This is a genomic window from Klebsiella sp. 141240, assembly GCF_050600805.1.
GTDB classification, from domain to species: Bacteria; Pseudomonadota; Gammaproteobacteria; order Enterobacterales; family Enterobacteriaceae; genus Klebsiella; species Klebsiella aerogenes.
In genome coordinates this window covers 425,752-443,768 of sequence record NZ_JAQIRK010000001.1, presented here as the reverse complement: position 1 = coordinate 443,768, position 18,017 = coordinate 425,752, and the positions used below count along the sequence as shown (strand labels likewise).

Below are 18,017 nucleotides of genomic sequence, written 5' to 3'. Positions count from 1 at the left end.
ATAATGGCGCTTTCTTCGCAGTTACAGCAGCACTGGCAGACGGTTGTAAACCGGCTTCCGGCAGATTTTCCCCTGCAAACGTTAAGTTCGCAGGCGCAGTCGGTGATGACGTTCAGCGAGTTTGTTGAACAGAGTCTGGTCGCTCAGCCGCAGTGGCTGGCTGAACTGGAAAGCGCGCCGCCGCAGGCCGACGAATGGCGCCATTACGGCGACTGGCTGGCGGAACAGCTACAAAACGTGACTGACGAGGCCGCGCTAATGCGCGAGCTACGCCAGTTCCGCCGCCGGATAATGGTGCGTATCGCCTGGGCGCAGGCGCTGCTGCTGGTAAGCGAAGAGAGCAGTTTGCAGCAGCTCAGCGCCCTGGCGGAGACCTTAATCGTCGCCGCTCGCGACTGGCTGTACGCCGCCTGCTGCCGGGAGTGGGGGACGCCGTGCAATGCGCAGGGCGAAGCGCAGCCGCTAATGATCCTGGGCATGGGGAAATTGGGCGGCGGCGAGCTTAACTTCTCTTCCGATATCGACCTGATTTTTGCCTGGCCGGAACACGGCGCCACCCAGGGCGGGCGTCGCGAGCTGGATAACGGCCAGTTCTTTACCCGTCTGGGCCAGCGGTTAATCAAAGTACTCGATCAGCCGACGCAGGATGGTTTCGTCTACCGCGTGGATATGCGTCTGCGACCATTTGGCGACAGCGGCCCGCTGGTGTTGAGCTTTGCGGCGCTGGAGGATTATTACCAGGAGCAGGGGCGCGACTGGGAGCGTTACGCGATGGTAAAGGCGCGGATCATGGGCGATAACGACGGCGAGCACGCCAACGAACTGCGCGCCATGCTGCGTCCGTTCGTCTTCCGCCGCTACATTGATTTCAGCGTCATTCAGTCCCTGCGTAACATGAAAGGGATGATTGCCCGTGAAGTGCGCCGCCGCGGCCTGACAGACAACATCAAGCTCGGCGCGGGTGGCATCCGCGAAATCGAATTTATCGTCCAGGTTTTCCAGCTGATCCGCGGCGGTCGCGAACCGGCCTTGCAGCAGCGCGCGCTGTTGCCGACGCTGGCGGCGATTGACGAGCTGCATTTGTTGCCGGAAGGCGATGCCGCCCAGCTGCGCGAAGCCTATCTGTTCCTGCGCCGTCTCGAAAACCTGCTGCAGAGCATTAACGACGAGCAAACCCAAACCCTGCCGCAGGATGAGCTTAACCGCGCGCGTCTGGCGTGGGGGATGCGCGTCGCCGACTGGCAGACGCTCAGCGCACAGCTGGAAGAGCAGATGCGCCGCGTGCGTCGCGTCTTTAACGAACTGATTGGCGACGATGAAGCGCAATCGCCGGATGAACAGCTGGAAGAGTACTGGCGCGAACTGTGGCAGGACGCGCTGGAAGAAGACGACACTACGCCGGCGCTGGCGCACCTTGATGACAACGATCGGCGCAGCGTGCTGGCGCTGATCGCCGATTTTCGCAAAGAGCTCGACCGGCGCACCATCGGCCCGCGCGGGCGGCAGGTACTCGACCAACTGATGCCGCATCTGCTCAGCGAGGTCTGCTCGCGGGCGGATGCGCCGCTGCCGCTGGCGCGGATCACCCCGTTGCTGACCGGTATCGTCACCCGTACCACCTATCTGGAGCTGCTCAGCGAATTCCCCGGCGCGCTAAAACACCTGATTAGCCTGTGCGCCGCTTCGCCGATGGTCGCCAGCCAGCTGGCGCGCCACCCGCTGCTGCTGGACGAACTGCTGGATCCGAACACGCTTTATCAACCGACGGCGACCGATGCGTACCGCGACGAGCTGCGCCAGTATTTGCTGCGCGTGCCGGAAGAAGACGAAGAACAGCAGCTGGAAGCGCTACGCCAGTTTAAACAGGCGCAATTGCTGCACATCGCCGCCGCCGATATTGCCGGCACGCTACCGGTGATGAAAGTGAGCGATCACTTAACCTGGCTTGCCGAGGCGATGATCGATGCGGTAGTTCAGCAGGCGTGGCTACAGATGGTCGCCCGCTACGGCCAGCCGACCCATCTGCGCGATCGTCAGGGACGCGGTTTTGCGGTAGTAGGTTACGGTAAACTCGGCGGTTGGGAGCTGGGTTATAGTTCCGACCTCGACCTGGTCTTCCTCCACGACTGTCCGATGGAGGTGATGACCGACGGCGAGCGAGAAATCGATGGCCGCCAGTTCTATCTGCGCCTTGCCCAGCGGATCATGCATCTTTTCAGCACCCGCACCTCGTCGGGCATCTTGTATGAAGTGGACGCTCGCTTACGTCCATCCGGTGCGGCGGGCATGCTGGTGACTACCGCCGACGCCTTCGCCGATTATCAGCGCAATGAAGCCTGGACCTGGGAACATCAGGCGCTGGTTCGCGCCCGGGTGGTGTATGGCGACCCGGCGCTGCAGGCGCGCTTCGATGCGATCCGCCGCGATATCCTGACCACTCCGCGTGAAGGCGCGACGCTGCAAACCGAAGTACGTGAGATGCGGGAAAAGATGCGCGCTCATCTCGGCAATAAGCAGCGCGATCGCTTTGATATCAAAGCCGATGCCGGCGGGATCACCGATATTGAATTTATCACCCAGTACCTGGTGCTGCGCTACGCGCATGAAAAGCCGAAGCTGACGCGCTGGTCCGATAATGTGCGTATTCTGGAACTGCTGGCGCAGAACGACATCATGGATGAGGAAGAAGCGCGGGCGCTTACCCATGCCTACACCACGCTACGCGATGCGTTGCACCATCTGGCGCTGCAGGAGCAGCCGGGCCACGTTGCGCCGGATGCCTTTGACGGTGAACGCCAGCAGGTGAGCGCCAGCTGGCAGAAGTGGTTGATGGCTTAATTAACAAATCGGGTGTGCTATTATCGCGCGCAAAGTTTGCATCTCGCAGGAGAGAGTAATGAAAGTAACGCTGCCAGAGTTTGAACGTGCAGGAGTGTTGGTGGTAGGCGATGTGATGCTGGACCGCTACTGGTATGGCCCTACCAGCCGTATTTCCCCGGAAGCCCCGGTGCCGGTGGTGAAGGTGGAAAATATCGAAGAACGCCCTGGCGGCGCGGCTAACGTGGCGATGAACATTGCTTCGCTCGGCGCGACTTCTCGTCTGGTCGGCCTGACCGGTATCGACGATGCCGCACGCGCGCTTAGCAAAGCGCTGGCTGACGTAAAAGTGAAGTGTGATTTCGTGTCGGTACCGACGCATCCGACCATCACCAAACTGCGCGTGCTGTCGCGCAACCAGCAGCTGATCCGCCTCGATTTTGAAGAGGGCTTCTCCGGGGTCGATCCACAGCCGATGCATGAACGTATTCAGCAGGCGCTGGGTTCAATCGGCGCGCTGGTGCTGTCAGACTACGCGAAAGGCGCGCTGGCCAGCGTGCAGACCATGATTAAGCTGGCGCGTGATGCTGGCGTTCCGGTGCTGATTGATCCGAAAGGCACTGAATTTGAACGCTACCGCGGGGCAACGCTGCTGACGCCGAACCTGTCTGAATTCGAAGCGGTCGCCGGAAAGTGTAAGGATGAAGCAGAAATCGTCGAACGCGGGATGAAAATCATCGCTGACTTCGAGCTTTCCGCACTGCTGGTAACGCGCTCCGAGCAGGGTATGACGCTGCTGCAGCCGGGTCGTCCGCCGCTGCATATGCCGACCCAGGCGCAGGAAGTGTATGACGTCACCGGCGCAGGCGACACGGTTATCGGCGTGCTGGCGGCGACGCTGGCGGCGGGCAACACGCTGGAAGAGGCCTGCTATTTCGCTAACGCCGCGGCCGGTGTGGTGGTTGGCAAGCTGGGGACTTCCACCGTTTCTCCAATCGAGCTGGAAAACGCGGTGCGCGGGCGTGCCGATACCGGTTTTGGCGTGATGAGCGAAGAAGAGCTGAAACAGGCGGTTGCCGCGGCGCGTAAGCGTGGCGAAAAAGTGGTGATGACCAACGGCGTCTTTGACATTCTGCACGCGGGCCACGTCTCGTATCTGGCCAATGCGCGCAAGCTGGGCGATCGTCTGATCGTCGCCGTCAACAGCGATGCCTCAACCAAACGTCTGAAAGGTGAAACCCGCCCGGTTAACCCGCTGGAACAGCGGATGATCGTGCTGGGAGCGCTGGAAGCGGTCGACTGGGTGGTGTCATTTGAAGAAGATACTCCGCAGCGGCTGATTGCCGGGATCCTGCCGGATCTGCTGGTGAAAGGCGGCGATTACAAGCCGGAGCAAATTGCCGGCAGCGAAGAGGTATGGGCCAACGGCGGCGAAGTGCTGGTGCTCAACTTTGAAGATGGCTGCTCGACTACCAATATTATCAAGAAGATTCAGAAAGATAGCGATAAGTAATCGCCTTGTCTTATGGTTGATAAAGGTTAAACCCGGGACGATAACGTCGCCGGGTTTGGCATAAAGCGCCCCCGTTATAGGGGGCGCTTTTTATTCGGCCGGGATCGTAGATGGCTGAGAGGGTTGATTTTGCGGAACGGCAATGAAGTGCGTTGCTTCGTTTGTCGGCGCGGTTTCGGGTATCGACGCGGTTAATGGCGCTGCCAGCGAAGCTAAAGAAGATCCTGAAAGGCCAACTTCATTCAGCAGTGAATCAATTAGCGGCGCCTGGGCGCGGTAGGTTAGCGCCGCCGATAGGGCCTGCTCTGCCAGATTGCCGCCGCTTGCGCTTACGCCGGTATTTTCCGCATTTCCGCTACGGTTGAGACCGTCGACCTGAATAATCTTGATACCTTCGATCGATTTCATCGGTTCAACAGATTTCTCGATAACCGCTGGCAGCGATTGCAGCAGCGCCAGTTTGAACTTCAGGCTGGTTTGCTCATCGGACAATACGTTAATGGCATCGTTGAGCGCGCGTTGCGCTTCTGCTTCCGCCAGACCTTTTTTCTTGGTTGCCTCCGCCAGTTCGACGATGGCCGCTGCCTGCAGCTCAGCGGCCTCTTTTTCCGCTTTTGCCCGTACGGTTAATTCGACAGCCTGAGTTTCTGCATCCTGCGCGGCGGCGATTAATGCAACCTGTTTTGCACGGTCGGCTTCCGCGGTCTGTCGCGTGGTTTCAACATTTTGCTGCGCTTTAACGGCAGCGGCTAATGCTTCGTTAGCCCGCGCTTCCGCCTGAGACTGCTGTTCTGATTTTGCGGCGATGGCGATAGACTTCGTCTGGTTTGCAATTTCCGTCGCTTGCTGTTGCTCAATTTCTTTAATGCGGATTTCCCGCTCGGCTTCCACTTTTTTCGTGCGCACAATCTGCTCACGTTCAATTTCGCTTTCCTGGATCTGACGCTCAGCCTGGATACGCGTTTGCTCAGCTTCACGGTGGCGTTCAGCTTCAAAGGCGGCAATTTTAGCGTTTTGCTCAGCGGTACGGGTTTTCACCTGCTGTTCCTGCTCAAGCGTCATGAAGGATTCTTGTTGTTCAATCTCGAGTTTACGCGCCAGCGCATCGCGGTTTTTTTCCCGCACAGCGACTTCAACGTCTTGCTCAACTTCATTACGTTCGCGCCGACGGCGTTCCGTCTCCTGAGTGAGTTTTGTTAAGCCTTCGGCATCAAAGGCGTTATTGGGATTGAAATGTTCTTTGGACGTTTGGTTGAAGTTGGTTAACGAGACGCTTTCTAATTCCAGGCCGTTTTTGGATAAGTCCTCGGCAACGGTGTTTTGCACACCCTGCACGAAGTTTTCACGGGTATCTTGTAACTCATGCATGGTCATCTGCGCTGCCGTAGCGCGCAGGGCATCAACGAATTTATCCTCGACCAAAATGCGCAGATCCTCCGGTGATAATGTACGCTGGCCCAGCGTTTGCGCCGCGGTCGCGATGCCTTCCTCGGAGGGCTTCACTCTGACGAAGAAGGCGACGACGACATCCACGCGCATGCGATCCTTGGTGATAAGGCTATCGGCGCTGGAACGGCTAACCTCAAGTTTCAGCGTGTTCATATTGATCGGAATGATTTCGTGGAAAATAGGCATTGAGATAGCCCCGCCGCTCATCACCACTTTTAACCCACCAAGCCCTGTCCGGACAAACGCTTGTTCTGCTGAAGCCCGACGATAGAGTCTGGCGAAAATAATACCGATGATTAATAGGATTATTACCGCGATGCCGGAAGTAAACATCCACGAGGGCAATAAATTGCTCAAGCTATCCATGAAAAAATCTCCTTTTTATAAATTATAAAATATGTGGCCAGGGATTCAGTTCGGCCAGGTACCGTGTTGGGGTCAGCCTGAGAACGATAAGAACGCGATCCCCTTTTTTAAACTCTTTGCCTTCCTCTGGCTCCAGTAATAAGTAATGCGTTTGGCCAAATTTATCGGTGAATTTCCCTTCGCATGGCCAACCATGTTTAGCACTATGGCCGGTGATAATTGCCATGTTGCCAATAAAATCATCTTCCGTTATTGCCGTCGTTTCATCCCGAGGCAGCCAGGGGGCGATCGTCTTTCCTGTGTAATGTACTGCGATACCTGCTAACAACAAGCAGATAGGGGCTAACAGCATATTACTCAAAGGTGAGTGGGTGAGGTTGACCGTTACGTGTTGGGCGATGATCCCAAAAAAAGCAAAATAACCCGCGAGCAGGCAGAGAACAATCAGCGCCGGAATTCGCCCTATATTTAGATAATGAAGTGCCTGTCCTATATTGCCGGAGGATAACGATTCGAAATGAATCAAGTGAGCATCAATAACGGTGGATAATAGATGTCCAAAAATAAGAGAGATGATTTCTAACAATCCAATCATTATGACAAATGATAAAGCAAATAGATAAGGGTTGTTGTATTCGGAAAGTAAATCCATGGCTCTCCTTATTCACGGAAGTATTGCAAATAAAAATCTCATCGCCGAAATTAACTTTATCAATAAACTGGAAAATAAAATAGATCATAACGTCATTACTCATCGTGTTTTTTATATTTAGGAAAATATTTAGTGGCATAAATTATTGTGCTGAATGGTGTCAGAGGGGGGCGTCGACAGAATGTGAGGAAACCCGCAACAGAGCGTGAGATCACATTTTTAGATCTAATGATGGTGTTTATGATTTAGCGCAATAAATAATCTTGTTAAGCGCATTTTTCGTACAAATTACGTTAAGGTAAGCGTAAATACTGAAGCTAGTAAAAGGCATATGACCAATCAGAACGCCAACGGCTGAAGGAGTATGCGGATGAACCATAACGATATGTATTCTATGAAGAACTTCGATTTTCTGGCACGTAGTTTCGCCAGGATGCACGCACAGGGCCACTCGGTTGATCTTCAGGCTATTGTCGGCAATATGGATGAGGAACATCGTGAATGGTTTTGCCAGCGCTATGAGCTTTATTGTCGCCAGGTGAATAGCACGGTCGAGTTAGAGCACTAAAGCAAAATGAAAACGGGCCATCAGGCCCGTCAGACTGCTGACAAAGAAGGAAAAAGCGTGGTTTTTCCTTCTTTGTGGTTATCAGCCGAAAATCAATAAATTGATTTTCCATGTTTTTCATCTGCTGCAATCTGTAAGTGCAAAGGTTGCATGAGATTTGTCATCAATCTCAAACGGGCCATCAGGCCCGTTTTTTATTGCTGTTCTTCGCTCTTCGGGGCAGCTGAGCGGCTTTCCAGATCGCTAATGCGCTGCTCAAGTAAAGCCAGCTTTTCGCGGGTGCGCAGCAGAACCTGTGTTTGCACATCGAACTCTTCGCGGCTGACCAAATCCAGGCGAGTTAACTGCGATTGCAGTACCTGGCGGATTTTCTTTTCTACGTCATCTCCAAGATCGCGAAGGCCTTTCGGCATCGATTCATGGACCTGGCGGGCGATTTGTTCAATTTTTTTCGGGTCAATCATGGCGGATTCCTGCACTGGTCTAGTTAGCGTTCATTGTAGTGCGAACGGGAGCGCCTATAAACCACAAATGTCAGATGTATAGCGAGTAGCCATTGATGAAGATAGTTAATGGCGTTATAGTTATCTCGCTTATTCTCAGGGCGGGGCGAAATTCCCCACCGGCGGTAAATCAACCTATGCGTTGAAAGCCCGCGAGCGCTTCCTGTGAAAACGGGAAGGTCAGCAGATCCGGTGTAATTCCGGGGCCGACGGTTAAAGTCCGGATGGGAGAGAGTAACGGCTCAGTCGGGTTACGATCCGCTTGCGTTGACTTTTGCCGCTAAACCGGCACTCCTAAGACTGCCCTGATTCTGGTAACCATAATTTTAATGAGGTTTTTTTACCATGAATCAGACGCTCCTTTCTTCTTTTGGTACCGCTTTTGAACGTGTGGAACACGCTTTAGACGCACTGCGCGAAGGCCGCGGTGTGATGGTGCTTGATGATGAAGACCGTGAAAACGAAGGCGATATGATCTTCGCCGCCGAAACCATGACCGTTGAGCAAATGGCGCTGACCATTCGTCACGGCAGCGGTATTGTCTGCCTGTGCCTGACCGAAGACCGCCGCAAGCAGCTTGACCTGCCAATGATGGTTGAGAACAACACCAGCGCCTACGGCACCGGCTTTACCGTCACCATTGAAGCGGCAGAAGGCGTGACCACCGGCGTATCCGCCGCTGACCGCATCACGACCGTGCGCGCCGCCATTGCCGATGGCGCGAAACCTTCCGATCTCAACCGTCCGGGCCACGTCTTCCCGCTGCGCGCGCAGCCTGGCGGCGTAATGACCCGCGGCGGCCACACTGAAGCGACCATCGACCTGGTGACCCTTGCGGGCTTTAAACCGGCAGGCGTACTCTGTGAACTGACTAACGACGATGGCACCATGGCGCGCGCGCCGGAGTGCATCAAGTTCGCTCAGCAGCACAACATGGCCGTGGTCACCATTGAAGACCTGGTGGCTTACCGCCGCGAGCACGATCGCAAAGCCAGCTAAGTTGCCGCTGCTTTGATGACAAGCCCACTTTACGGTGGGCTTTGTTGTTTCTGGGGCGAGCTAATATGCTTTCTCTGCGGGTAAATGGGAGATATTTTTCACCTTCAAATTTTCTGATGATGATCATCACGCTTATCTGAGTTTATCTGCGGCTAAAAGCGCGTAATGTGAAGGAATCAAATACTCCCTACTGAAGGATACCATCATGTCCCGTACCCGTATGCCAGCGTTGTTTTTAGGCCATGGTAGCCCGATGAACGTGCTGGAAGATAATATTTATACCCGCGCCTGGCGTCATCTCGGCGAAACGCTGCCGCGTCCAAAGGCTATCGTGGTTATCTCCGCGCACTGGTTTACCCGCGGGACGGGCGTGACGGCGATGGAAGCGCCGAAAACCATTCATGATTTTGGCGGTTTCCCGCAGGCCTTATACGATACGCACTACCCTGCGCCGGGATCGCCGGAGCTGGCGCAGCATCTGGTTGATCTGCTGGCGCCGGTACCCGTTGCCCTCGATAAAGAGGCGTGGGGTTTTGACCACGGTTCGTGGGGCGTGCTGATCAAAATGTACCCTGATGCCGATATTCCCATGGTTCAGTTAAGTATCGATAGCACCAAGCCCGCGGCGTGGCATCTGGAGATGGGGCGTAAGCTGGCGTCGCTGCGTGATGAAGGCATTATGCTGGTGGCGAGCGGCAACGTGGTACATAACCTGCGCACCGCGCGCTGGCATGGCGAAAGTACGCCGTATCCGTGGGCCGAGTCGTTTAACGACTATGTGAAAGCGAATTTAACCTGGAAAGGGCCGGTCGACGCGCATCCGCTGGTGAACTATTTAAGCCACGAAGGCGGATCGCTCTCTAACCCAACGGCTGAGCACTTCCTGCCGCTGCTCTATATTCTGGGGGCGTGGGATGGCGAAGAGCCGATAACGATCCCGGTCGAAGGGATGGAGATGGGGTCGCTAAGTATGCTGTCGGTGGTGGTGGGCGCCGCGTAACGGCAGCTATCGCACATGAAAAAACCCCGGCCACTCAGGTCGCCGGGGTTTGCCGTTATTCGACGAAAATGTGCGGATAGAAACGCGAAAGATCCTGGGTGATCAGCGCCCGATCTTCACGAATGCCGATCCCGGCAGGCTGGTCGTTAATAAGCCAGCTGCCAATCAGCGTATAGCTATCGCCAAATTTCGGCAGCGGATAAAACTCCTGCACGATAGTGCCTTCTTCCCCGTATGGGCCTTCCACTGCTTCCACCACTTTGCCATTTTCAACGATCGACACGTTAGCGCCTTCGCGGGAGAAAATCGGCTTAATGACGTACTTCTCAAGCTGCGGATGGTTATCTTCGCTGAAGTAAGCCGCCAACAGGTTAGGGTGGTTGGGGAACATTTCCCACAGCATCGGCAGCAGCGCCTTGTTGGAGATAATGCTCTTCCACGCTGGCTCCAGCCAGCGTACGCCGGCGTCTTCCAGCTTGGTGGAGAACATCTCGCGCAGCATAAATTCCCACGGATAAAGCTTGAACAGATTGCCGATGACCTGATCCTGCAAATCGGTAAACTGGCCTTTCTCGCCAAGACCGATATCTTCGATATACAAGAACTCGGTGGCGACGCCCGCTTCTGCCGCGCAGTCCTGCAGATATTGCACGGTGCCGCGGTCTTCAACGGTATCGCGGCAGCAGGCCATATGCAGCAGCTGGAAGCCAAACTGTTCACGCAGCTCGCCGAAGCGTTCAATCAGTTTTTCCTGCAGGCTGTTGAACTGATCGCTGTCGGCAGGCAGATTACCGGCGTTAAGCTGATCTTCCAGCCAGATCCATTGAAAGAACGCTGCTTCATATAGCGAGGTTGGCGTATCCGCGTTGTTCTCCAGCAGCTTCGGCTCGCCCACGCCATCCCAGGCCAGATCCAGACGCGAGTACAGCGACGGCTGGTTGGTTTTCCACGACTGACGCACAAAGCCCCAGGTGTGTTTAGGGATGCGGAATTTGGTCATCAGCTCGTCGCTGGCGATCACTTTCTCAACGACCTGTAGACACATTTGATGCAGCTCGGCGGTGACCGCTTCGAGCTTTTCAACCTGCGCCAGCGTCAGCTTGTAGTAGGCCTCTTCGCTCCAGTACGGCTCGCCGTACATGGTGTGAAAATTGAAGCCATACTCGGTCGCTTTCTCGCGCCAGTCCGGGCGCTCGGTAATGCTGATTCTTTCCATGCCGCTTAACCGCCCATCGAGCGTGAAGAGGAGCTGGAGCCCGCGGCGCTACGCTGCATCGTCGATTGCTTAGCAACGGATTCGCCAAAACCGCCGCGGGTGACGGTCGTCGTGGTGGCCGGCTTCGGCGCCATCGCGGTTTTCGGCACGTTCATGGTACGACCCGGTTGCGCCGCGCCGTAACTCTTACCGCTGGCATCGGTGTACTGGCCGTAGGCCGGGCTGGCCGGGTTTTTCGAACTAAACAGCGGCTGCTGCGCGGCCATGCCGCCGCCCATCAGGCGGCCCATCATGTAACCGGCCATCAGCGGCATCCAGAAGCTGCCGCTGCTTTGCGCCTGCGCCTGGTTTTCCGGGGCGACGCCCGCCTGAGCCGGCGCCTGCTGGCATTGGCCTTCGCCGAACTCGGCGACACAGTCTTCACGGCTGGCGTATTTCGGCGCGGTGCGCGCGGCTTCTTTCACCGCGTTATTGTAGGCGGTGGTGCACTCTGCGGCTTTGCTTGGGTTAGCCGCGGAGCAGTCATCGGCGTTCTGATACAGAGAAACCGTCTCGTCAGTTTTTTCGCAACCGGCGAGCATAAAGACGGCGGTGACGGCAAGGGCGACCGGCGTCAGGTGGCGAGCGCTCCAGCTTTTGCGGAACGACGCATGATTAATATTTTTTGTCCGTTTCATATTTGTCTTCCAGGACCCAGTGGTAGTGCGTTTGTCAACGCTCAGGATAGAGTATGAGTGGTGGAAAATGAAGCGAAAGAGGGGAAAAGCGGGGGTCTTTACGTTGTCTTACGTTTTACGCCCCGCCTGAGCCGAAGGCCAGACGAGGCGTAATCACGTTCAACGATTAGTGACTAAACGGATTGGAACCGCTGGTCTTCGTCGTACGGGCGGCAGCCGGCTGTGCGGAGGCGGTGTTCGCATAACCGTCAGCAGCGGCGTCCTGCTGCGGGTTTTCCGGCGCGACGCTGTCTGGTGAAGTCGGAATCGCTTTACCCAGCGTGTTGTTCAGCGCAATCAGATCCTGCTCGTTCAGCGTACCAAGAGCAGACTTAATGTTCAGCTCGTTGATCAGGTAGTTATAACGGGCGTTGGAGAGCTGCTGCTTGGCGTTGTACAGCGTGGTGGTTGCATCCAACACATCAACGATGGTACGCGTACCCACCGAATAACCCGCTTCCATCGCATCCAGGGAGCTCTGCGCAGAGACCACCGCCTGTTTGTAGGCGTTGATGCTGCTGATGGAGGCGTTCACGTTGTTAAACGACGAACGCACGGTCTGCACCACGCTGCGGTGCGCGCTTTCCAGCTGCTCGCTGGCGCCGACGAAGTTGTACTGCGCCTGTTTCACCTGTGAGTTAACCATCCCGCCCTGATACAGCGGCAGGGTGAAGTTCAGGCCGACTGTGTTTTGCCCGATATCAGCGTCCGGGGAGATGTTTTTGGAACCGCTGTAACGGTTATTAGAGACACTGGTGGAAGCGTTCAAATCAAGAGTAGGTAAATGACCATCCTGCGCCTGGCGAATCTGCTCACGCGCCAGATCCTGGTTCAGACGCGCCTGCAGCAGCGACAGGTTGCGGTTTTCCGCTTCCTTCAGCAGCGCGTTCACCGCCTGCGGTTTGTTGGTTTTGAAACCATTAACGTTCAGCGACGCCAGTTCCGGATAGTAGTTGCCGGTGACCTGACGCAGCTCTTCAACGGCGTTGTCGAGGTCGTTACGCGCGGTCACTTCATTTGCCAACACGGCGTCATATTGCGAGCGGGCGTTCTGCACGTCGGTGATGGCGACCAGGCCCACGTTAAAACGCTGGGTGGTTTGATCCAACTGGCGGTAGATGGCCTGTTTCTGGGCTTCGGTATAGGAGAGCGTATCGATAGCGGCCAGAACTTTAAAGTAAGCCGTCGCGGTATTCAGAATCAGCGTTTGCTGGTCAGTCTGATAGGTGACATCCTGAATGCCCGCCGTTTTTTCCTGCAGGGTCAGCGCGCGCCATTTCGACATATCGAACAGGGTTTGCGTTAACTGCAGTGAACCGCTGGTGACGTTGGAGTTCCGGTCTTTGTAATCACGGAATCCGCTGGTATAGGTATAATCCGCGCCCAGACCGAGTTGCGGCAGTAATGGGCTTCGCGCTTCGTTGATTTTTTCGAATGCAGCATCGCGATCGGCTGCCGATTTACGCAGATCAGGGTTGCTAATACGCGCCTGCTGATAAACCTGCAACAGGTTCTCTGCCTGGCTCATGGCGCTGAAGCCAGTCAGGCCCAGGCCGATAAGGATGGGAAAAAGTTTCTTCATTTGCATTCCTTGTTGTGAAGCATTTAGCGCTACTCAAATTCTAAAAATAATCGCTGATTGTATCGACTCTGTCGCCGTAAAAAGTTGGCGTTACGTGCCATAGGGCGGTAATTTGCACCAATCTAACATACAGGCTGTAAAACGGTAGCCAAACGGCCTATAAATCCCTACTTTCGGATGAGCAGGACACAGACAATGAGCAAACCCAATCAGCAGGGAATTACCTTCTCTAAAAACGATGTAGAAATTATTGCACGCGAAACGCTTTATCGCGGTTTTTTTTCGCTCGATTTGTATCGTTTTCGCCATCGCCTGTTTAACGGCGGGATGAGCGGCGAGGTTACCCGCGAAATTTTTGAGCGCGGGCACGCCGCGGTCTTGCTACCCTTTGACCCGGTACGCGATGAAGTTGTGCTGGTCGAACAGATCCGCATTGCCGCCTATGATACCAGCGAGAGCCCGTGGCTGCTGGAAATGGTCGCCGGGATGATAGAAGAAGGCGAAACGGTAGAAGATGTCGCCCGCCGGGAAGCGCTGGAAGAGGCCGGGCTTGAAGTTGGGCGCACCAAACCAATATTAAGCTATCTGGCAAGCCCAGGCGGCACCAGCGAGCGGTTATCGATCCTGGTGGGCGAAGTTGATGCATCGACGGCAAAAGGCATTCACGGCCTGGCCGAAGAAAACGAGGATATTCGGGTGCATGTGGTGAGCCGGGAACTGGCTTACCAGTGGGTAGAAGAGGGGAAAATCGACAACGCAGCTTCTGTCATCGCCCTGCAATGGCTGCAGCTGCATTATCATAGCTTACGAAACGAGTGGAAATAATATGAAGCGTTATACACCTGACTTCCCGGAAATGATGCGCCTGTGCGAAACCAATTTCGCCCAGCTGCGCCGCCTGTTGCCTCGCACTGAGGCGGTTGGCGATATGGCGAACTATCAGGTGGGTGCGGCGCAATACCGATTAACGGTGGTCGAATCGACCCGCTACACTACATTAGTGACAATAGAACAGACTATGCCTGCGGTGAGCTACTGGAGCCTGCCGTCAATGACGGTGCGCCTGTACCACGACGCCATGGTGGCTGAAGTGTGTTCAAGTCAGCAGATTTTTCGCTTCAAAGCGAGATATGATTATCCTAATAAAAAGTTGCATCAACGCGACGAAAAGCATCAAATTAATCAGTTTCTGGCCGACTGGCTGCGTTACTGTTTAGCACATGGAGCGATGGCGATTCCGGTTTGTTAGCGTCGTGAAACCTAAGGACACCATTTGGAAAGCCTGTTAAACCTACCTCTGGCTGGTGAGGCCAGAGTCAGGATATTACAAATTACTGATACTCACCTGTTTGCTGAAAAACATGAAACGCTGTTGGGTATCAATACCTGGGAAAGTTATCAGGCTGTATTGGATGCGATACATGCCTCACAGCGTGAATGCGACCTGATTGTAGCAACAGGCGATCTGGCGCAAGACCACTCTGCCGCGGCCTATCAGCATTTCGCTGAAGGCATCGCGAGCTTTGCCGCACCCTGCGTCTGGCTGCCGGGAAACCATGATTTCCAGCCGGCGATGTACAGCACGCTGCACGATGCCGGCATCTCCCCCGCAAAACGCGTCCTGTTGGGCGACCATTGGCAAATCCTGCTGCTGGACAGCCAGGTCTTTGGCGTGCCTCACGGCGAGCTGAGCGATTTCCAACTGGAGTGGCTTGAGCATCAATTGAATGCGGAACCTGAGCGCTACACGCTGCTGTTACTGCATCATCATCCGCTGCCGGCGGGCTGTAGCTGGCTCGATCAGCATAGCCTGCGCAACGCCGGCGCGTTAGATCACATCCTGAGCAACTATCCGCGGGTTAAGCACCTGCTGTGTGGCCATATTCACCAGGAGCTGGATCTCGACTGGAACGGGCGGCGGATGATGGCGACGCCATCGACCTGCGTACAGTTTAAGCCGCACTGCGCTAATTTCACCCTCGATACCGTCTCTCCTGGCTGGCGCTGGCTTGAGCTGCATCCCGATGGCGCGTTGACGACTGAAGTCTGTCGTCTCAGCGGCGCCGAGTTTCACCCGGATATCGCTTCAGAAGGATACTGATGTCTACTCTTCTTTATCTGCACGGATTTAACAGCTCGCCGCGCTCGGCAAAAGCGACGGCGCTGAAAACGTGGCTGACGCAGCAGCACCCGGAAATTAACATGGTGGTGCCGGAACTGCCTGCTTTCCCGGCGCAGGCGGCAGAGATGCTGGAAGCTATCGTGCTGGAGCACGGCGGCGAGCCGTTAGGCGTGGTGGGGTCGTCATTGGGCGGCTACTACGCCACCTGGCTGTCGCAATGTTTTATGCTGCCGGCGGTGGTGATTAACCCGGCGGTGAGGCCATTTGAACTGCTGAACAATTTTCTTGGCCCCAATGAGAATCCGTACACCGGGCAGCAATATGTGCTAGAGTCTCGCCATATTTACGATCTTAAAGTCATGCATATCGACCCGCTGGAAGCGCCTGACCTTATCTGGTTATTGCAGCAAACGGGCGATGAAGTGCTTGATTACCGCCAGGCTGTTGACTACTTCGCCTCCTGCCGTCAAACGGTCGAGGAGGGCGGTAATCACGCATTTGTTGGCTTTGAAGATCATTTCACCCAGATTATCGATTTTCTGGGCCTGCGCTAAGCGGTTCAGAACGACCTACGAATACACACCATGACGCAATCTTCATATAACGCTGATGCCATTGAGGTACTCACCGGGCTTGAGCCGGTTCGCCGCCGCCCGGGAATGTACACCGACACAACCCGTCCTAACCATCTTGGTCAGGAAGTTATTGATAACAGTGTGGATGAAGCACTGGCTGGTCACGCCAAACGCGTGGAGGTCATCCTTCATGCCGATCAATCGTTGGAAGTTATCGACGACGGGCGCGGGATGCCGGTTGATATCCACCCGGAAGAAGGGGTTCCGGCGGTTGAGCTGATCCTTTGTCGGCTGCACGCGGGCGGTAAGTTTTCCAACAAGAACTACCAGTTCTCCGGCGGCCTGCATGGGGTGGGGATTTCTGTCGTCAACGCCTTGTCTAAGCGCGTGGAAGTCAACGTGCGCCGCGATGGCCAGGTCTACAGCATCGCCTTTGAGAACGGGGAAAAAGTTGAAGACCTGCGCGTCACCGGCACCTGCGGTAAACGCAACACCGGGACCAGCGTCCATTTCTGGCCAGATGAAAGCTTCTTCGATAGCCCGCGTTTCTCCGTCTCGCGGCTAACTCACCTGTTAAAAGCGAAAGCGGTGCTGTGCCCGGGCGTGGAAATTGTTTTCCGCGACCAGGTGAACAACAGCGAACAGCGCTGGTGCTATGCGGACGGCCTTAATGATTATCTGTGCGAGGCGGTCAATGGCCTGCCGCTGCTGCCGGAAAAACCGTTTGTCGGTAACTTCTCCGGCGAAACGGAAGCGGTGGATTGGGCGCTGCTGTGGCTGCCGGAAGGCGGCGAACTGCTGACTGAAAGCTACGTGAACCTGATCCCGACCATGCAGGGCGGTACGCACGTTAACGGTCTGCGTCAGGGGTTGCTCGACGCGATGCGCGAGTTTTGCGAATACCGCAATATTCTGCCGCGCGGCGTGAAGCTGTCGGCGGAAGATATCTGGGATCGCTGCGCGTACGTACTGTCGGTGAAAATGCAGGATCCGCAGTTCGCCGGGCAGACTAAAGAACGTCTGTCGTCGCGTCAGTGCGCGGCATTCGTTTCCGGGGTGGTTAAAGACGCCTTCAGCCTGTGGCTGAATCAGAACGTACAGGCTGCGGAGCTGCTGGCGGAAATGGCCATTTCCAGCGCTCAGCGTCGCCTGCGCGCCGCCAAGAAAGTGGTGCGCAAAAAGCTCACCAGCGGCCCGGCGCTGCCGGGTAAGCTGGCGGACTGCACCGCGCAGGACCTGAACCGCACCGAACTGTTCCTCGTCGAAGGGGATTCTGCGGGCGGTTCGGCGAAACAGGCGCGCGACCGTGAATATCAGGCGATCATGCCGCTGAAAGGCAAGATCCTGAATACCTGGGAAGTCTCTTCCGATGAAGTGCTCGCTTCGCAAGAGGTGCACGACATTTCGGTGGCGATTGGTATCGACCCGGATAGCGATGATTTAAGCCAGCTGCGTTACGGTAAAATCTGTATTCTCGCCGATGCCGACTCGGATGGTCTGCACATCGCTACCCTGCTGTGCGCGCTGTTCGTGAAGCATTTCCGTACTCTGGTGAAAGAGGGTCACGTGTACGTCGCGCTGCCGCCGTTGTATCGTATCGACCTGGGTAAAGAGGTTTACTACGCGCTGACGGAAGAAGAAAAAGCCGGCGTGCTGGAGCAGTTGAAGCGTAAGAAGGGTAAGCCGAACGTACAGCGCTTTAAAGGGCTGGGCGAGATGAACCCGATGCAGCTACGTGAAACCACGCTCGACCCGAACACCCGCCGCCTGGTGCAGCTCATCATCACCGATGAAGACGAGCAGCAAACGACCGCGGTGATGGATATGCTGTTGGCCAAGAAGCGTTCTGAAGACCGTCGCAATTGGCTGCAGGAAAAAGGCGATATGGCGGATCTCGAAGCCTAAGCCGACGTCAGCCGCCAGATGCGAAAAAGGGAGC

The 18,017-nt window shown here is 55.7% G+C and carries 17 protein-coding genes and 1 riboswitch; of the genes, 10 read left to right on the top strand and 7 right to left on the bottom strand.

All coding sequences use genetic code 11. The features are described from left to right. Positions 1-2,838: a bifunctional [glutamate--ammonia ligase]-adenylyl-L-tyrosine phosphorylase/[glutamate--ammonia-ligase] adenylyltransferase gene (gene glnE, locus PGQ95_RS02095; RefSeq protein WP_271032182.1), complete on the top strand. Its 2,838-nt coding sequence runs from the start codon at positions 1-3 to the stop codon at positions 2,836-2,838. A gap of 58 nt (positions 2,839-2,896) precedes the next feature. Continuing rightward, the gene (hldE, locus tag PGQ95_RS02090) at positions 2,897-4,330 is read left to right on the top strand and encodes a bifunctional D-glycero-beta-D-manno-heptose-7-phosphate kinase/D-glycero-beta-D-manno-heptose 1-phosphate adenylyltransferase HldE (RefSeq protein ID WP_015369639.1); all 1,434 of its coding nucleotides are present in this window, start codon (positions 2,897-2,899) and stop codon (positions 4,328-4,330) included. Between the two features lie 90 nt (positions 4,331-4,420). On the opposite strand, the gene PGQ95_RS02085 is transcribed toward hldE, so the two are convergent. The 3 genes from PGQ95_RS02085 to PGQ95_RS02075 all read right to left on the bottom strand — a co-directional run bounded on the left by PGQ95_RS02085 (position 4,421) and on the right by PGQ95_RS02075 (position 7,176). Continuing rightward, complete coding sequence (locus PGQ95_RS02085; protein ID WP_228302292.1) at positions 4,421-6,145, bottom strand: flotillin family protein; 1,725 nt, start codon at positions 6,143-6,145, stop codon at positions 4,421-4,423. 22 nt (positions 6,146-6,167) lie between these two features. After that, positions 6,168-6,797 (bottom strand): OB-fold-containig protein, encoded by a 630-nt coding sequence (locus tag PGQ95_RS02080; RefSeq protein ID WP_087859827.1) that lies wholly within the window; start codon positions 6,795-6,797, stop codon positions 6,168-6,170. A 238-nt stretch (positions 6,798-7,035) separates the two neighbouring features. Beyond that, positions 7,036-7,176 carry a hypothetical protein gene (locus PGQ95_RS02075; RefSeq protein ID WP_430916840.1) on the bottom strand — a complete coding sequence of 47 codons (141 nt, stop codon included), beginning with the start codon at positions 7,174-7,176 and terminating at the stop codon, positions 7,036-7,038. On the opposite strand from PGQ95_RS02075, the gene glgS reads away from it, so the two are divergent. After that, positions 7,168-7,365: a cell surface composition regulator GlgS gene (gene glgS / locus PGQ95_RS02070; RefSeq protein WP_430916838.1), complete on the top strand. Its 198-nt coding sequence runs from the start codon at positions 7,168-7,170 to the stop codon at positions 7,363-7,365. The two genes, PGQ95_RS02075 and glgS, sit on opposite strands and share 9 nt — an antisense overlap. A 194-nt stretch (positions 7,366-7,559) precedes the next feature. Here the strand turns inward: glgS and ubiK are convergent, their stop codons facing one another. Further along, the gene (ubiK, locus tag PGQ95_RS02065) at positions 7,560-7,829 is read right to left on the bottom strand and encodes a ubiquinone biosynthesis accessory factor UbiK (RefSeq protein ID WP_015369643.1); all 270 of its coding nucleotides are present in this window, start codon (positions 7,827-7,829) and stop codon (positions 7,560-7,562) included. 127 nt (positions 7,830-7,956) lie between these two features. After that, positions 7,957-8,108: riboswitch (FMN riboswitch) on the top strand. A 105-nt stretch (positions 8,109-8,213) separates the two neighbouring features. Between ubiK and ribB the strand changes: the two genes are divergently transcribed. Both ribB and ygiD read left to right on the top strand, forming a co-directional pair. Then, positions 8,214-8,867 carry a 3,4-dihydroxy-2-butanone-4-phosphate synthase gene (ribB, locus tag PGQ95_RS02060; RefSeq protein ID WP_015703517.1) on the top strand — a complete coding sequence of 218 codons (654 nt, stop codon included), beginning with the start codon at positions 8,214-8,216 and terminating at the stop codon, positions 8,865-8,867. A 205-nt stretch (positions 8,868-9,072) separates the two neighbouring features. Next, positions 9,073-9,867: a 4,5-DOPA dioxygenase extradiol gene (gene ygiD, locus PGQ95_RS02055; RefSeq protein WP_087859824.1), complete on the top strand. Its 795-nt coding sequence runs from the start codon at positions 9,073-9,075 to the stop codon at positions 9,865-9,867. Positions 9,868-9,922: 55 nt separating this feature from the next. Here ygiD and PGQ95_RS02050 read toward each other — a convergent pair whose 3' ends face one another. The 3 genes from PGQ95_RS02050 to tolC form a co-directional block, all read right to left on the bottom strand. Beyond that, positions 9,923-11,083: a glutathionylspermidine synthase family protein gene (locus tag PGQ95_RS02050; RefSeq protein ID WP_015703515.1), complete on the bottom strand. Its 1,161-nt coding sequence runs from the start codon at positions 11,081-11,083 to the stop codon at positions 9,923-9,925. 5 nt (positions 11,084-11,088) lie between these two features. Then, positions 11,089-11,760: a DUF1190 family protein gene (locus tag PGQ95_RS02045; RefSeq protein ID WP_015369647.1), complete on the bottom strand. Its 672-nt coding sequence runs from the start codon at positions 11,758-11,760 to the stop codon at positions 11,089-11,091. A gap of 166 nt (positions 11,761-11,926) precedes the next feature. Next, positions 11,927-13,381, bottom strand: coding sequence for an outer membrane channel protein TolC (gene tolC / locus PGQ95_RS02040; protein ID WP_087859823.1), 1,455 nt, complete (start codon positions 13,379-13,381; stop codon positions 11,927-11,929). A 195-nt stretch (positions 13,382-13,576) separates the two neighbouring features. Between tolC and nudF the strand changes: the two genes are divergently transcribed. The 5 genes from nudF to parE are packed head-to-tail and all read left to right on the top strand — an operon-like array spanning position 13,577 to position 17,983. Then, positions 13,577-14,206 carry an ADP-ribose diphosphatase gene (gene nudF / locus PGQ95_RS02035; protein WP_430916835.1) on the top strand — a complete coding sequence of 210 codons (630 nt, stop codon included), beginning with the start codon at positions 13,577-13,579 and terminating at the stop codon, positions 14,204-14,206. A gap of 1 nt (position 14,207) precedes the next feature. Beyond that, positions 14,208-14,630, top strand: coding sequence for a DUF1249 family protein (locus tag PGQ95_RS02030; RefSeq protein ID WP_015703512.1), 423 nt, complete (start codon positions 14,208-14,210; stop codon positions 14,628-14,630). A gap of 24 nt (positions 14,631-14,654) precedes the next feature. Continuing rightward, positions 14,655-15,482, top strand: a complete 828-nt coding sequence (gene cpdA, locus PGQ95_RS02025) for a 3',5'-cyclic-AMP phosphodiesterase (RefSeq protein WP_087859822.1) — start codon at positions 14,655-14,657, stop codon at positions 15,480-15,482. Further along, positions 15,482-16,057, top strand: a complete 576-nt coding sequence (gene yqiA / locus PGQ95_RS02020; protein ID WP_087859821.1) for an esterase YqiA — start codon at positions 15,482-15,484, stop codon at positions 16,055-16,057. The genes cpdA and yqiA overlap by 1 nt, the downstream gene beginning before the upstream one ends. Positions 16,058-16,087: 30 nt before the next feature. After that, entirely contained in the window at positions 16,088-17,983 is a 1,896-nt protein-coding gene (gene parE, locus PGQ95_RS02015) for a DNA topoisomerase IV subunit B (RefSeq protein ID WP_015369653.1), read from the top strand. Positions 17,984-18,017 lie beyond the last annotated feature (34 nt).

Excerpts from the sequence above, each read along its gene's own strand:
- ribB (WP_015703517.1), top strand. The coding sequence starts at position 8,214 with ATGAATCAGACGCTCCTTTCTTCTTTTGGTACCGCTTTTGAACGTGTG.
- PGQ95_RS02080 (WP_087859827.1), bottom strand. The coding sequence starts at position 6,797 with ATGGATTTACTTTCCGAATACAACAACCCTTATCTATTTGCTTTATCA.
- tolC (WP_087859823.1), bottom strand. The coding sequence starts at position 13,381 with ATGAAGAAACTTTTTCCCATCCTTATCGGCCTGGGCCTGACTGGCTTC.
- glgS (WP_430916838.1), top strand. The coding sequence starts at position 7,168 with ATGAACCATAACGATATGTATTCTATGAAGAACTTCGATTTTCTGGCA.
- PGQ95_RS02075 (WP_430916840.1), bottom strand. The coding sequence starts at position 7,176 with ATGGTTCATCCGCATACTCCTTCAGCCGTTGGCGTTCTGATTGGTCAT.
- PGQ95_RS02050 (WP_015703515.1), bottom strand. The coding sequence starts at position 11,083 with ATGGAAAGAATCAGCATTACCGAGCGCCCGGACTGGCGCGAGAAAGCG.
- parE (WP_015369653.1), top strand. The coding sequence starts at position 16,088 with ATGACGCAATCTTCATATAACGCTGATGCCATTGAGGTACTCACCGGG.
- ubiK (WP_015369643.1), bottom strand. The coding sequence starts at position 7,829 with ATGATTGACCCGAAAAAAATTGAACAAATCGCCCGCCAGGTCCATGAA.
- yqiA (WP_087859821.1), top strand. The coding sequence starts at position 15,482 with ATGTCTACTCTTCTTTATCTGCACGGATTTAACAGCTCGCCGCGCTCG.
- PGQ95_RS02085 (WP_228302292.1), bottom strand. The coding sequence starts at position 6,145 with ATGGATAGCTTGAGCAATTTATTGCCCTCGTGGATGTTTACTTCCGGC.
- PGQ95_RS02045 (WP_015369647.1), bottom strand. The coding sequence starts at position 11,760 with ATGAAACGGACAAAAAATATTAATCATGCGTCGTTCCGCAAAAGCTGG.
- PGQ95_RS02030 (WP_015703512.1), top strand. The coding sequence starts at position 14,208 with ATGAAGCGTTATACACCTGACTTCCCGGAAATGATGCGCCTGTGCGAA.
- hldE (WP_015369639.1), top strand. The coding sequence starts at position 2,897 with ATGAAAGTAACGCTGCCAGAGTTTGAACGTGCAGGAGTGTTGGTGGTA.
- ygiD (WP_087859824.1), top strand. The coding sequence starts at position 9,073 with ATGTCCCGTACCCGTATGCCAGCGTTGTTTTTAGGCCATGGTAGCCCG.
- nudF (WP_430916835.1), top strand. The coding sequence starts at position 13,577 with ATGAGCAAACCCAATCAGCAGGGAATTACCTTCTCTAAAAACGATGTA.